This is a genomic window from Agromyces arachidis (assembly GCF_052805135.1).
Genome location: NZ_JBRBDK010000008.1, coordinates 61,383 through 74,021, shown reverse-complemented (window position 1 = coordinate 74,021; position 12,639 = coordinate 61,383). Strand labels below are relative to the sequence as shown.

The window sequence follows — 12,639 nt, the reverse complement described above, 5'->3', positions numbered from 1 at the left end:
GATACCAGCAAGGGGCGGGCGACGCCAAAGCACGAGCGGTCCTCAGGCGTCGGCGCCGAGCGCCTCCCGTCGGGCGGCGCGGAGCTCGAGTTCGGCGACCGCGCCGAGCACGACGGCGGTGAACTCCGCGGGTCGAACGAGGCTGACGAGGTGCGTCGCACCCTCGATGTGCACGAGCCGTCCGTCGCGGGCTGCCCGCAGCATCCGTCGCTCCTCGATCCGGAAATGGTCGTACCGGCCGTTGACGAACCAGATCGGCACGGTCACGGCGCCGATCGCGGCCTCGATGTCGAGCCGTGCGACCGCATCGATGGCGGGCTGCATCACGTCGAGCGCGACACCGCCGGCGATGACGTCGTCGACGGCCGCGGGGGAGAGGAACACCCGCGCCATCGCGTCGTTCAGGCCGCGGCCGCGGTCGGGGAGCCGACGGATCGCGCCCGCGAGCGCCAGGTACCCGCGCAGCCCCGCGCCCCGCGGGCGGGTTCCGCAGGAGGCGGCCACGAGGCCGTCCAGGCGATGCGGATGCCGCGCCGCGTACTCGATCGCGAGGTAGCCGCCGAGGCTCAGGCCCACGAGGAGCCGCGGCACCGTCGGGTCGGCGGTGCCGAGCGCCTCGTCGATCGCGCGCATCGCCGCGTCGAGCGTGAACGCCTCGCCGAGCCGCCTCCCGTGGCCCGGCAGGTCGACGGTGACGACGTCGAGGTCGCGGTGGGACAGCCGCGCGACCTGGCCGCGCCACATGGTCGCCGACGTGCGGATGCCGTGGACGAGGACGACCGTCGCGCGCGCCATCCGTCAGCCCGCCCGGATGGCGCCGAGCTCGCGCGCCTTCGCGACGGCGGCCGTGCGCGACCCGACGCCGAGCTTGGTGAAGATGTGCACGAGGTGGGACTTGACGGTCGCCTCGCTGAGGAAGAGCGCCTGCCCGATCTCGCGGTTCGTGCTCCCCGCCGCGACGAGCGCGAGCACCTCCGACTCGCGCACGGTGAGGCGCTGGTCGGGGCTGCGCTGCGATGCGTCGAGACGGGACGCGACCGCCGGCGCGAGCGCCGACTCGCCCGACGCGGCCGCGCGGATGGCGGACACGAGCTCGCCGGGCGGAGCATCCTTGAGCAGGTATCCGCTCGCGCCGGCCTCGATGGCGCCCAGGATGTCGGCGTCGGTGTCGTAGTTGGTGAGCACGAGGACGCGCGGCGCACCCGCGGTCGCTCGGATCCGGCGGGTCGCGTCGACCCCCTGCAGGCGGCCCGGGAACTGCAGGTCCATCAGCACGAGGTCGACGCCCGGCCCGGCGGCGAGCGCCACGGCCTCTTCCGCGGTCGCGGCCTCGCCGACCACCGAGAGGTCGGGCTCGGCCTCGAGGAGCGCCCGCATCCCCGCCCTGACCACCGGATGATCGTCGCTCAGCACGAGCCGGATCATCCGTTCACCGCCGGGATGCGCACGGACAGGGCGGTGCCGCTGCCCGGGGCGGACTCCACGTCGGCGGTGCCGCCGAGCGCCTCGGCGCGCTGCCGGATGGCCCGCAGGCCGAACGATGCGGCGTCCGGTCCCTCGGACTCGAGCGAGGCCGGGTCGAATCCGAGGCCGTCGTCCACCACGTCGAGCGCCACCTCGTCGCCGAAGTAGCTGAGCGTCATCTCGGCGCGCGCCGCCTCGGCGTGCTTGACGACGTTCGAGAGCGAGCCCTGCGCGATGCGCAGCAGCGTCGCCTCGATCGACATGGGCAGCGGCACCGGTTCGCCGCTCAGCGAGAACGAGATCCGGGTGCGCGAGCCGGCCTGGGCGGCCTGCTCGTTCGTGGCGGAGGCGAGCCGGCGGAGCGCGCCCGGAAGGGTCTGCTCATCGAGCGCGGGCGGGGTGAGCTCGCGGATGAACCGACGCGTCTCCTGCAGGTTGTCGGCGGCGGTCTCGCGCGCCAGGCGGAGCCGGTCGCGAACCGCGTCGTCGTCGACGTCGCGCTCGGCGGCGTGCAGGAGCATCTGGATGCTCGACAGGCCCTGCGCGACCGTGTCGTGGATCTCGCGCGCGATGCGCTCGCGCTCGGCGAGCGTGCCCGCCTCGCGGCTCGCCGCGGCGAGCTCCTCGCGGGTGGCGAGGAGGTCGAGGATGAGCGACTGCCGCTCGCGAGACTCGACGGCCATCGCTCGGTACCCGAGGCCGATGATGACGGCGACCCCGGCCGAGATGAACGGTCCGAGGATGCTGCCGACCTCGAACCCGAGGTGCGAGGTCGTGCTCCAGACGCTCAGCAGGAAGGTCACGCCGACCAGCGGCACCGCGAAGCGGGCCGGGAGCACGTGCAGCTCGAGGAAGAACAGCGGGAACGCCAGGAACGCGGCATCCGGGGTGAGCGCGGCGAGGCCGAGCCAGAAGCCGAGCAGCATGACCAGCCATCCGGCGCGCATCCAGGGCGAGACGACCTGGTGGGCCGTGACGACGCCGACGGCGTAGGTGCCGACGAAGGCGATCGAGAGGATGGCGATCGCGACGAGCTGCGCATCGGCGCTGAACACCGCCCGCGCGAGGACGAACACGGTGAGCCCGACGACGAGCACGTGCAGCCCGACGCGCAGGGACCGGAAGACGGGGCGCAGCGCCGACGGCTGCACCCGTCCGACGAGTGGGGCATCGAGCACGGTCATGGTGCGTTTCAGCGTAGTCCCGGGGCCTCCGGGCGGCATCCGTCGAAAGTGGGATCGCGCGCATGGGAGAATCGTGGGGATGTCTCCGAGAGCCGCTGAACCACCGGTGCCCGCCGCCACCGAACCCGCGCTGATCCGCAACTTCTGCATCATCGCGCACATCGACCACGGCAAGTCGACGCTCGCCGACCGCATGCTGCAGATCACCGGCGTGGTCGCCGACCGCGACATGCGCGCGCAGTACCTCGACCGCATGGACATCGAGCGCGAGCGCGGCATCACGATCAAGAGCCAGGCCGTGCGCATGCCGTGGGAGCTCGGCGGCACGGGCTACGCCCTGAACATGATCGACACGCCGGGTCACGTCGACTTCAGCTATGAGGTGTCCCGCTCGCTCGCCGCGTGCGAGGGCGCGATCCTCCTCGTGGATGCCGCCCAGGGCATCGAGGCGCAGACGCTCGCGAACCTGTACCTGGCGCTCGAGAACGACCTCGAGATCATCCCGGTGCTGAACAAGATCGACCTGCCGGCCGCGGAGCCGGAGAAGTACGCCCGCGAGCTCGCCGACCTCATCGGCGGCTCTCCGGACGACGTGCTGCGCGTCTCGGGCAAGACCGGGATGGGCGTCGAGGACCTGCTCGACCGGGTGGTCGAGCGCATCCCCGCCCCGGTGGGCGACGCGGACGCCCCGGCGCGGGCGATGATCTTCGACTCCGTCTACGACAGCTACCGCGGCGTCGTCACCTACGTCCGCATGGTCGACGGCCAGCTGAACCCGCGCGAGCGCATCCAGATGATGTCGACGAAGGCGACGCACGAGATCCTCGAGATCGGCGTGAGCGCCCCCGAGCCGACGCCCACCAAGGGCCTCGGCGTCGGCGAGGTCGGCTACCTGATCACCGGCGTGAAGGACGTGCGCCAGTCGAAGGTCGGCGACACCGTGACGAGCGCCGCGAAGCCCGCGCCCGAGCCGCTCGCCGGCTACACCGAGCCGCTGCCGATGGTCTTCTCGGGGCTGTACCCGATCGACGGCAGCGACTACCCCGAACTCCGCGAGGCGCTCGACAAGCTCAAGCTGTCGGATGCCGCGCTGGTCTACGAGCCCGAGACGTCGGTGGCGCTCGGCTTCGGCTTCCGATGCGGGTTCCTCGGCCTGCTCCACCTCGAGATCGTGACGGAGCGCCTGCGTCGCGAGTTCGGCCTCGACATCATCGCGACCGCGCCGTCCGTCGTCTACGAGGTCACGACCGAGGACAAGAAGACGGTCACGGTCACCAACCCGAGCGAGTTCCCCACCGGCGGGAAGATCGCCGAGGTGCGCGAGCCCATCGTCAAGGCCGCGATCCTCGCGCCGAAGGACTACGTCGGCACCATCATGGAGCTCTGCCAGTCGCGTCGCGGCACGCTGCTCGGCATGGAGTACCTCGGCGAGGATCGCGTGGAGATCCGATACCACATGCCGCTCGGCGAGATCGTGTTCGACTTCTTCGACAACCTGAAGTCGAAGACCGCCGGGTACGCGTCGCTCGACTACGAGCCCGCCGGCGACCAGGCCGCCGACCTCGTGAAGGTCGACATCCTGCTGCAGGGCGAGCAGGTCGACGCGTTCAGCGCGATCGTGCACCGCGACAAGGCGTACGCGTACGGCGTGCTGATGACCGGGCGCCTGCGCGAGCTCATCCCTCGGCAGCAGTTCGAGGTGCCGATCCAGGCGGCGATCGGCGCGCGCATCATCGCGCGCGAGTCGATCCGCGCCATCCGCAAGGACGTCCTCGCGAAGTGCTACGGCGGCGACATCACCCGCAAGCGCAAGCTCCTCGAGAAGCAGAAGGAGGGCAAGAAGCGCATGAAGATGGTCGGCCGCGTCGAGGTGCCCCAGGAGGCGTTCATCGCCGCGCTCTCGGGCGAGACCGAGAAGAAGGACGCCAAGAAGTAGTCGGACGCGTGGGCGGCAGCGCGTCGCCCCGCGAGCAGCGCGGGCGGTCGATTCCGGCCGCGGCGCGGCGCCGAAGTACGATGTTCGGATGACTCGACGCAGCACGTTCACCGACCAGTCGGTGACCTACGGCGCGATCGGCGCGACCCTCGACCCCGACCTGCTGCGCTATCCGCCCGCAGGGTTCCGGCCCGCGGAGGACTCCGTCAGGCTCGGTTCCGGTCGCGACCGCTTCGATCGCGCCGCCGAGGAGCTCATGACGTGGGGCGTGCAGAAGGGCGCCGGATTCGACGTCGCCGACATCGCCCCCGGGACCGGCGCGCAGTACACGGGCATCGTCTACGACGCCGACGGGTCGCCGCGGTCCGACCAGCCGTCGGCGCGGAGCGAGCAGCGATTCGCCGCCGACGGCACGCCGTTCGTCTCGGCGGGCATGACCGCGACGCTCAAGCGCCGCGGGCGCCTGCGCACGCGCTCCATCCCGATCCTCGTGGTGTACGTCGTCGACGAGCCGGGGCGGATCGGATTCGCCTACGGCACGGCCGGCGAGGCCCCGGAGCACGGCGAGGAGTCGTTCGTGCTGGAGCACCGCGACGACGACACCGTCTGGCTCACGATCCGCTCGGCGCTCGAGCCTCGGGGCGGCATCCACCGCCTGGTCGCGCCGCTCGTGCGACGTCGTCGCCGCGACCTCACGCGCGACGAGCTCCGCGCCCTGCACCCCGCCTACACCTGACGTGGCCGGTCCGCTCCCGATCGCCGACCCGGCGCCCGCCGACGGCCTGCTGCCCGGCGGGGCGACGACGGATGCCGCGACGCGCGCGTTCGGCGTCTACGTGCACGTCCCGTTCTGCCGGGTCCGCTGCGGGTACTGCGACTTCAACACCTACACCGCGGGCGAGCTCCGCGGCGTGACGCAGGCGCAGTACGCCGACCAGGCGATCGACGAGATCCGCTTCGCGCGCGGGGTGCTCGCCGCATCCGGCGCCCCGGACCGGGCGGCGCGGACCGTCTTCTTCGGCGGCGGCACGCCGACGATGCTCCCGGCCGCCGACCTCGTTCGGATGCTGGCGGGCGTGCGCGACGAGTTCGGGATCGCCGACGGCGCCGAGGTCACCACCGAGGCGAACCCCGACTCGGTCGGGCCCGACGACCTGAAGCGGCTGGCCGACGGCGGGTTCACGCGCGTGTCGTTCGGCATGCAGTCGGCGGTGCCGCACGTGCTCGCGGCACTCGACCGCACCCACGACCCGGCGCGGGTGCCGCTCGTGGTGCGCTGGGCGCGCGCCGCCGGCCTCGACGTCAGCCTCGACCTGATCTACGGCACGCCGGGGGAGTCGCTCGACGACTGGCGCACCAGCGTCGACGCGGTGGTGGCCGAACGCCCCGACCACGTGAGCGCCTACGCGCTCATCGTGGAGGACGGCACGAAGCTGGCGCGGCAGATCCGCCGCGGCGAGCTCGCGCCGATCGACGACGACCTGACCGCCGACATGTACGAGCTGGCCGACGACCGGCTCACCGCAGCCGGATACGAGTGGTACGAGGTCTCGAACTGGGCGACCGGTGACTCGCACCGTTCCCGTCACAACCTCGGCTACTGGCGCGGCGACGACTGGTGGGGCATCGGCCCCGGGGCGCACAGCCACGTGGGCGGGGTCCGCTGGTGGAACGCCAAGCATCCCGCCGCCTACGCGGAGCGCCTCGCGGCCGGGGTCTCGCCCGCCGTCGGCCGGGAGACGCTCGATGCGGCGACGCGCGAGACCGAGCGGGTTTTGCTCCTCACCCGGATCCGCGAGGGACTCGAGGTCGCGTCGCTGCGCACCGCCGGCCGGCACGCGGTCGCCGGACTGATCGCCGACGGCCTCGTGGACGCGAAGAACGCCCTCGCCGGGCGACTCACGCTGACCCGGCGAGGGCGTCTGCTGGCCGACGCCGTCGTGCGGCGCCTGCTCGAGGAGTGATCAGCTCACGAACTTGATTGCGAGCGGGTAGGTGTACGGTTCGCCCTTGTTCGCGGTCACCGCTGCGATGATGCTGAACACGATGCGGACGATGTACACGGCAACCAGCAGCGGGACGCCGATGACGGCGAGGATCACCGTGACCGACAGTATCCAGCCGACAACCTCGGCAATGAGCATTGTCAACTGGAAGTTCAACGCGGTGGCCGAGTGATTCCGCACGAAGGCCCCGCGGTCCTTCAACACCAGGTAACCGATCAGAGAAGGCCAGAATGCGAAGATCGCGCCGCCGATGTGGATCAGGGTGGCCCACAGCCGCTGGTCGGGCGGGCTCATCTCCTGGGCCGCGCCGGCGGGTCCGCCCGCGGGCGGGGGCGGCGGGGGCGTCCCGCCGGGAGGGGGAGGCGGAGGCGGCGGGGGAGCGGCGTCGCCCGGAGGCGGCGTGCTCGGCGGGTTGGGCGGTGTGGGAGGTGGTGCGTCGGACATGATGCTGGCTCCTTGGTCGGTCGCACGCCGTGTCGCGAGGCGTTTCCTCATGCTGGCACAGGGCGACGCGCCGGTCGAGGGGTCTCGGACCGGCGCGTCGCGGGTCGCCGGCGACTACTTGATGAGTCGCAGTGCGAAGGGGTAGCGGTAGTGGCGGCCCTCCTTGGCCTGCAGGAACGCGATCACCGAGAAGACGACGCCGAGGATCCACGGCACGTACAGCAGGATGCCGAGCACGGCGCCGACGCCGAAGGTGACGACCGTGAGGATGGTCACGACGATCCAGAGGGCCACCGTGGCCAGGGTCAGGGTGATCTGGAAGTTCAGCGCCTCCTTCGCCTCGGTGTTCGTGAACGAGCCGCGGTCCTTGAAGACGAGCCAGATGATGAGCGACGGCAGGATGCCGAGGATGCCGCCGAGGTGGGCGAACGAGCCCCACTGGACGTCCTGCTCGTGCGAGAGCGGCGCGGCGGGCTGGGGAGCGGGCTGGGGCGTGGGGTCGGTCATGCGGGACGAGGCCTTTCGGGTTGAGGGGGATGCCGTGGTCGTCCGCCCGCGCGGGGGCGATCGCCCGTGGCGATGCACACGCTACTGCCGAGGGGCGCGGCCCGGCAACGGTGGCGTGGAGGAATCTCGCGGTAGGATTGGCAGTCACGCGAACCGAGTGCTAAGCCGGGTCCGCGGGACGGTCGGTCGTGGAGGGAAGCGAGGGTCATGGTCTCGGAACGCAGTCTCGCCGTCCTCCGCGCGATCGTGCAGGACTACGTCGCCTCGCGCGAGCCGGTCGGATCCAAGACCATCGTCGAGCGCCACCACTTCGGCGTGTCGGCGGCGACCATCCGCAACGACATGGCCCTGCTCGAGGAGGAGGAGCTCATCGCGGCCCCGCACACCTCGTCGGGGCGCATCCCCACCGACAAGGGCTACCGGGTCTTCGTCGATCAGCTCGCCGACATCCGGCCCCTCACCACCGCCCAGCGGCACGCGATCGAGACCTTCCTCGGCGAGTCGAACGACCTCGACGAGCTGCTCGCACGGACGGTGCGCCTGGTCTCCCAGCTGACCCGCCAGCTCGCCGTCGTGCAGTACCCCAGCTTCACCCGCGCCCGCGTGCGCCACGTCGAGCTGGTCTCGCTCGCGCCGACCCGGGTGCTCTGCATCCTCATCTCGGACTCGGGCCAGGTCGAGCAGCGGCTCGCCGAGCTCGACCAGCCGGTCGACGAGGAGACGCTGCACCGGCTCCGCAACCGCCTCAACGAGGTCGCCGCAGGGCTCACGATGACGGATGCCGCGGCCGCGCTGTCCCACGAGACCGCCGACGCCGACCGCGCCCACGCCGAGGTGCTCCGCACCCTCGCGGCGACGCTCGCCGACCAGGCGAAGCTGACCCGGAGCGATCGGCTGGTCGTCGCCGGCGCCGCGAACCTCGTCCGCACCGAGCAGGACTTCGCCGGCAACATCCTCGGCGTCATCGAGGCGATCGAGGAGCAGGTCGTGATCCTCCGGCTCTTCGGCGAGATGAACGCCGACGAGCCCCTCGCCGTGCGCATCGGCCGCGAGAACGCGGCCTACGGGCTCGGCGAGACCTCCGTCGTGTCGAGCGCGTTCGAGATCCCGGGGCGCGACGTGTCGCGACTGGGGATCGTCGGTCCGACCCGCATGGACTACTCACAGAGCATGGCCGCCGTACGCGCGGTGGCCCGGTACCTCTCGCGAACGCTCGGCGAGAACTGACCCGCGCGGAGCCGCCCGAGCGGCGGCATCCGTCACCGGCAATCGAAAGGAATCCGCCTCCGTGGCAGACCACTACGAGGTCCTCGGCGTCTCCCGCGACGCCAGCCCCGACGAGATCAAGAAGGCGTACCGCCGCCTCGCCCGCGAACTGCACCCCGACGTGAACCCCGGCGCCGAGGCGTCCGAGCGCTTCAAGCAGGTCACGCACGCGTACGACGTGCTGTCCGACCCGAAGCAGCGTCAGCAGTACGACCTCGGCGGCGGACAGGGCGGGTTCAACGGCGCCGGCTTCGGCGGCTTCGGCGACATCTTCGAGACGTTCTTCGGCGCCGGGCAGGCCAGCCGCGGCCCCCGTTCACGTCGCGAGCGGGGCCAGGACGCGCTGATCCGGCTCGAGGTCGGCCTCGAGGACGTGATCTTCGGCACGCACCGCGACATCGAGGTCGACACCGCGGTGACCTGCGAGACCTGCCACGGCTCGTGCTGCCAGCCCGGGACCTCGCCAGTCACGTGCGACATCTGCGGCGGCACCGGGCACATCCAGCGCGCCGTCCGCTCGCTCCTCGGCAACGTGATGACCTCGAGCCCGTGCGGCTCGTGCCGCGGCTACGGCACGATCATCGCCACGCCGTGCGCCACCTGCCAGGGGCAGGGCCGCGTCCGCGCCCGGCGCACCGTCTCGGTCGACGTCCCGGCCGGCGTCGACACCGGCGTCCGGCTGCAGATGCCGGGCTCCGGCGAGGCCGGCCCCGCCGGCGGACCCAACGGCGACCTCTACCTCGAGGTCAAGGTGAAGAACCACGAGGTGTTCAGCCGCAACGGCGACGACCTCCTGTGCACCCTCGAGGTGCAGATGACCGACGCGGTCCTCGGCACGACGGCGAAGGTGGCGGCGCTCGACGGCGACGTCGACCTCGAGCTGAAGCCCGGCGTGCAGTCCGGCGAGATCCTGACCGTGCGAGACCGGGGCATCACGCACCTGCGCGGCGCAGGCCGCGGCGACCTCAAGGTCGCGGTGCACGTCGTCACGCCGACCAAGCTCAGCCACAAGGAGCGCGAGCTCGTGCAGCAGCTCGCCAAGCAGCGCAAGGCGCAGCCGCCCCAGCTCGGGCACTTCCAGCAGGGCCTGTTCGCGCGGCTGCGCGACCGGTTCCTCGGGTGACGCAGGCTCGGATGCCGCGATGAGCAGCCTCTACCTCGACGAGGACCTCGACCTCGACGGCGTCGCCGCCGGGGACGAGGTCGTGCTCGCGGGCGATGAAGCGCGGCACGCGGTGACGGTCGCGCGCGTGCGCGTCGGCGAGCGCGCGGCGGTCGGCGACGGCCGGGGACGGATCGTCTCCGGAACGGTCACCGCGGCCGAGCCGCGCCGGCTCGAACTGGTGGTCGACGCGGTGCGCGACGAGCCCGAGCCGTCGCCGCGGCTCACCCTCGTGCAGGCGCTCGCGAAGGGCGACCGCGACGAGCTTGCCGTGCAGGCCGCGACCGAACTCGGCGTCGACCGGATCGTGCCGTGGTCGGCCAGGCGCTCGGTGTCGCGCTGGGAGGGACCGAAGGCAGAGAAGGGGCGGGCCCGCTGGACTGCGATCGTCCGCGAGGCGGTCAAGCAGTCGATCAGGTCGCGGATTCCATCGGTCGAGCCCGTCGCAGCGACGCGCGAGCTCCCGGCGCGACTGCAGGGCGAGCGGATGCTGCTGCTCGTGCCGGGCGCCGAGACCCCGCTCGGCGGCATCCGTCACGACGGTCGCGACCTCGCGCTCGTGGTCGGGCCGGAGGGCGGTATGGACCCGGCCGAGATCGAGCGGCTGGTGGAGGCGGGCGGCGAGCCGGTGCGGCTCGGCGAGTCGGTGCTGCGCACCTCGACCGCCGGGCCTGCGGCGATCGCGGTGCTGTCGGTCGCGCTCGGGCGGTGGTGAGGCATCCGTCGCTACGATGGTGGGATGAGCGGAACCGCCGAACCCACGGTCTTCGAGCGCATCGCCGCGGGTGAGATCCCGGCGCGCATGGTCGTCGAGACCGATCGCGTGATCGCGTTCCACGACATCGCGCCCCAGGCGCCCGTCCACGTCATCGTGACGCCTCGCTCGGGCGAGTACCGCGACGTCGTCGAACTGGCGGCGGGCGACCCCGGGCTGCTCGCCGAGCTCGTGTCGGTCGCGCGCGGCATCGCCGACGACCTCGCCGGCGGCCAGTTCCGCCTGGTCTTCAACACGGGGCCCGCCGCGGGCCAGACCGTGTTCCACGTCCACGCCCACGTGCTCGGCGGCGGGCTCGAGGAGGGGTCGCTTGGCGGGCGCTGACGATTCGGGCGAGGCCCGGCCCCTCGCTCCCGAAGCACGCCCCGACGAGGAGCGGCTCCACGTCGACGGCATCGCGATGGTCCGGCTGCTGGGCCCGCAGGACCGCCTGCTCACGACCATCGAGCGTGAGTACCCCGGCGTCGAGGTGCACGTGCGCGGCAACGAGATCGCGATCCGCGGCGACGACGACGATCGCCGGCGGGTGCGCCGCTTGATCGAGGAACTGCTCGAACTCGTCCGCGGCGGCGAGGACCCGACGCCCATCGAAGTGAGGAGCTCCGCCCGCATGCTCGACGCCGACCCGAACTCCCGGCCGTCCGAGGCGCTGGGGCAGGTGATCGTGTCCGCCCGGGGCCGCTCCATCCGGCCCAAGACCGAGGGCCAGCGCGCCTACGTCGACGCCATCGACGAGCACACCATCGTGTTCGGCATCGGGCCGGCCGGAACCGGGAAGACCTACCTCGCGATGGCCAAGGCCGTGCAGGCGCTGCAGCGCAAGGAGGTGAACCGCATCATCCTCACACGCCCCGCCGTGGAGGCGGGGGAGCGGCTCGGCTTCCTGCCCGGCACCCTGACGGAGAAGATCGACCCGTACCTGCGGCCGCTCTACGACGCGCTGAACGAGATGATGGATCCCGAGCTCGTGCCCAAGCTCCTCGCCTCTGGCACGGTCGAGGTCGCCCCGCTCGCCTACATGCGCGGGCGCACGCTCAACGACTCGTTCGTCGTGCTCGACGAGGCGCAGAACACCACGCCCGAGCAGATGAAGATGTTCCTCACCCGGCTCGGGTTCGGCTCGCGAATGGTCGTGACCGGCGACATCACGCAGGTCGACCTGCCGGGCGGCTCGTCGGGCCTCCGGCTCGTCACCCGCATCCTCGACGGCGTCGACGACATCCACTTCGCGAGGCTCACGAGCGACGACGTCGTGCGCCACAGCCTCGTCGGTCGCATCATCGACGCCTACACCGAGTACGACCAGCGGGCGCAGGCCCAGCGATTCGAGCGGGAGCAGGCACGCGAGTTCGCCAACCGCGCGGAGCGCCGCGGCGCCGACCGGCGCGGTGCGAGCGGGCCGCGCGACCACCTGCCCAGGAAGAGGAGCACGTGAGCATCGAGGTCAACAACGAGTCCGCCGTCGAGGTCGACGAGGCGGCGCTCCAGCGGCTCGCGGTGTACGCGCTCGACGCCCTGCACGTCCACCCGGACGCCGAGCTGGCCATCGTCCTCGTCGACGAGGGCGCCATGGAGCAGCTCCACGTGCAGTGGATGGACGAGCCCGGCCCCACGGACGTGCTCAGCTTCCCGATGGACGAGCTGCGCCCGGGCACCGAGGACCAGCCCGCACCGCCCGGACTGCTGGGCGACGTCGTCCTCTGCCCGCAGGTCGCCGAATCGCAGGCGAAGGCCGCCGGGCACTCGCTGCTCGACGAGCTGCAGCTGCTCACCGCGCACGGCATCCTCCACCTGCTGGGGTTCGACCACGCCGAACCCGAGGAGGAGCGCGAGATGTTCGGACTGCAGCGCGACCTGCTCGTCGGCTTCGCGATGCAGGAGCGCCGCCGCTGACC

14 protein-coding genes are annotated in these 12,639 nt (G+C 72.1%); 9 read left to right on the top strand and 5 right to left on the bottom strand.

Annotated features, from left to right (window positions below):
* Positions 1-42: 42 nt before the first annotated feature.
* From ACUY4T_RS11640 to ACUY4T_RS11630, 3 genes are read right to left on the bottom strand one after another with little or no spacing between them, the layout of a single operon-like run.
* Positions 43-795: an alpha/beta fold hydrolase gene (locus tag ACUY4T_RS11640; RefSeq protein ID WP_446019100.1), complete on the bottom strand. Its 753-nt coding sequence runs from the start codon at positions 793-795 to the stop codon at positions 43-45.
* Positions 796-798: 3 nt separating this feature from the next.
* On the bottom strand, positions 799-1,425 hold the full coding sequence (locus tag ACUY4T_RS11635) for a response regulator (protein WP_446019099.1): 627 nt from the start codon (positions 1,423-1,425) through the stop codon (positions 799-801).
* Positions 1,422-2,648, bottom strand: a complete 1,227-nt coding sequence (locus ACUY4T_RS11630; protein WP_446019098.1) for a sensor histidine kinase — start codon at positions 2,646-2,648, stop codon at positions 1,422-1,424. Before ACUY4T_RS11630 ends, ACUY4T_RS11635 begins: the two co-directional genes overlap by 4 nt.
* Before the next feature lie 79 nt (positions 2,649-2,727).
* Here ACUY4T_RS11630 and lepA point away from each other — a divergent pair, with 79 nt between their 5' ends.
* The 3 genes from lepA to hemW all read left to right on the top strand — a co-directional run bounded on the left by lepA (position 2,728) and on the right by hemW (position 6,548).
* Positions 2,728-4,584 (top strand): translation elongation factor 4, encoded by a 1,857-nt coding sequence (gene lepA / locus ACUY4T_RS11625; protein ID WP_446019097.1) that lies wholly within the window; start codon positions 2,728-2,730, stop codon positions 4,582-4,584.
* An 88-nt stretch (positions 4,585-4,672) separates the two neighbouring features.
* Positions 4,673-5,320, top strand: a complete 648-nt coding sequence (locus tag ACUY4T_RS11620; protein ID WP_446019096.1) for a DUF1990 domain-containing protein — start codon at positions 4,673-4,675, stop codon at positions 5,318-5,320.
* Between the two features lies 1 nt (position 5,321).
* Positions 5,322-6,548: a radical SAM family heme chaperone HemW gene (hemW, locus tag ACUY4T_RS11615; RefSeq protein ID WP_446019095.1), complete on the top strand. Its 1,227-nt coding sequence runs from the start codon at positions 5,322-5,324 to the stop codon at positions 6,546-6,548.
* Here the strand turns inward: hemW and ACUY4T_RS11610 are convergent, their stop codons facing one another.
* Both ACUY4T_RS11610 and ACUY4T_RS11605 read right to left on the bottom strand, forming a co-directional pair.
* Positions 6,549-6,884, bottom strand: coding sequence for a DUF4870 domain-containing protein (locus ACUY4T_RS11610; protein WP_446019094.1), 336 nt, complete (start codon positions 6,882-6,884; stop codon positions 6,549-6,551).
* A 264-nt stretch (positions 6,885-7,148) separates the two neighbouring features.
* The gene (locus ACUY4T_RS11605; RefSeq protein ID WP_446019093.1) at positions 7,149-7,541 is read right to left on the bottom strand and encodes a DUF4870 domain-containing protein; all 393 of its coding nucleotides are present in this window, start codon (positions 7,539-7,541) and stop codon (positions 7,149-7,151) included.
* Positions 7,542-7,748: 207 nt separating this feature from the next.
* On the opposite strand from ACUY4T_RS11605, the gene hrcA reads away from it, so the two are divergent.
* From hrcA to ybeY, 6 genes are all read left to right on the top strand, one after another.
* Complete coding sequence (gene hrcA / locus ACUY4T_RS11600; protein ID WP_446019092.1) at positions 7,749-8,768, top strand: heat-inducible transcriptional repressor HrcA; 1,020 nt, start codon at positions 7,749-7,751, stop codon at positions 8,766-8,768.
* 61 nt (positions 8,769-8,829) lie between these two features.
* On the top strand, positions 8,830-9,930 hold the full coding sequence (gene dnaJ / locus ACUY4T_RS11595) for a molecular chaperone DnaJ (RefSeq protein ID WP_446019091.1): 1,101 nt from the start codon (positions 8,830-8,832) through the stop codon (positions 9,928-9,930).
* A gap of 19 nt (positions 9,931-9,949) precedes the next feature.
* Positions 9,950-10,684, top strand: coding sequence for a 16S rRNA (uracil(1498)-N(3))-methyltransferase (locus tag ACUY4T_RS11590; protein WP_446019090.1), 735 nt, complete (start codon positions 9,950-9,952; stop codon positions 10,682-10,684).
* A gap of 24 nt (positions 10,685-10,708) precedes the next feature.
* The gene (locus ACUY4T_RS11585; protein ID WP_446019089.1) at positions 10,709-11,068 is read left to right on the top strand and encodes an HIT domain-containing protein; all 360 of its coding nucleotides are present in this window, start codon (positions 10,709-10,711) and stop codon (positions 11,066-11,068) included.
* A gap of 76 nt (positions 11,069-11,144) precedes the next feature.
* Positions 11,145-12,179, top strand: a complete 1,035-nt coding sequence (locus tag ACUY4T_RS11580; RefSeq protein ID WP_446019186.1) for a PhoH family protein — start codon at positions 11,145-11,147, stop codon at positions 12,177-12,179.
* Complete coding sequence (gene ybeY, locus ACUY4T_RS11575) at positions 12,176-12,637, top strand: rRNA maturation RNase YbeY (protein ID WP_446019088.1); 462 nt, start codon at positions 12,176-12,178, stop codon at positions 12,635-12,637. Before ACUY4T_RS11580 ends, ybeY begins: the two co-directional genes overlap by 4 nt.
* The last annotated feature ends 2 nt before the right edge of the window (positions 12,638-12,639 follow it).

Bases quoted from the DNA above. Each gene is read 5' to 3' on its own strand.
- ACUY4T_RS11640 (WP_446019100.1), bottom strand. From the start codon at position 795: ATGGCGCGCGCGACGGTCGTCCTCGTCCACGGCATCCGCACGTCGGCG.
- ACUY4T_RS11635 (WP_446019099.1), bottom strand. From the start codon at position 1,425: ATGATCCGGCTCGTGCTGAGCGACGATCATCCGGTGGTCAGGGCGGGG.
- ACUY4T_RS11630 (WP_446019098.1), bottom strand. From the start codon at position 2,648: ATGACCGTGCTCGATGCCCCACTCGTCGGACGGGTGCAGCCGTCGGCG.
- lepA (WP_446019097.1), top strand. From the start codon at position 2,728: ATGTCTCCGAGAGCCGCTGAACCACCGGTGCCCGCCGCCACCGAACCC.
- ACUY4T_RS11620 (WP_446019096.1), top strand. From the start codon at position 4,673: ATGACTCGACGCAGCACGTTCACCGACCAGTCGGTGACCTACGGCGCG.
- ACUY4T_RS11610 (WP_446019094.1), bottom strand. From the start codon at position 6,884: ATGAGCCCGCCCGACCAGCGGCTGTGGGCCACCCTGATCCACATCGGC.
- ACUY4T_RS11605 (WP_446019093.1), bottom strand. From the start codon at position 7,541: ATGACCGACCCCACGCCCCAGCCCGCTCCCCAGCCCGCCGCGCCGCTC.
- hrcA (WP_446019092.1), top strand. From the start codon at position 7,749: ATGGTCTCGGAACGCAGTCTCGCCGTCCTCCGCGCGATCGTGCAGGAC.
- ACUY4T_RS11590 (WP_446019090.1), top strand. From the start codon at position 9,950: ATGAGCAGCCTCTACCTCGACGAGGACCTCGACCTCGACGGCGTCGCC.
- ACUY4T_RS11585 (WP_446019089.1), top strand. From the start codon at position 10,709: ATGAGCGGAACCGCCGAACCCACGGTCTTCGAGCGCATCGCCGCGGGT.
- ACUY4T_RS11580 (WP_446019186.1), top strand. From the start codon at position 11,145: ATGGTCCGGCTGCTGGGCCCGCAGGACCGCCTGCTCACGACCATCGAG.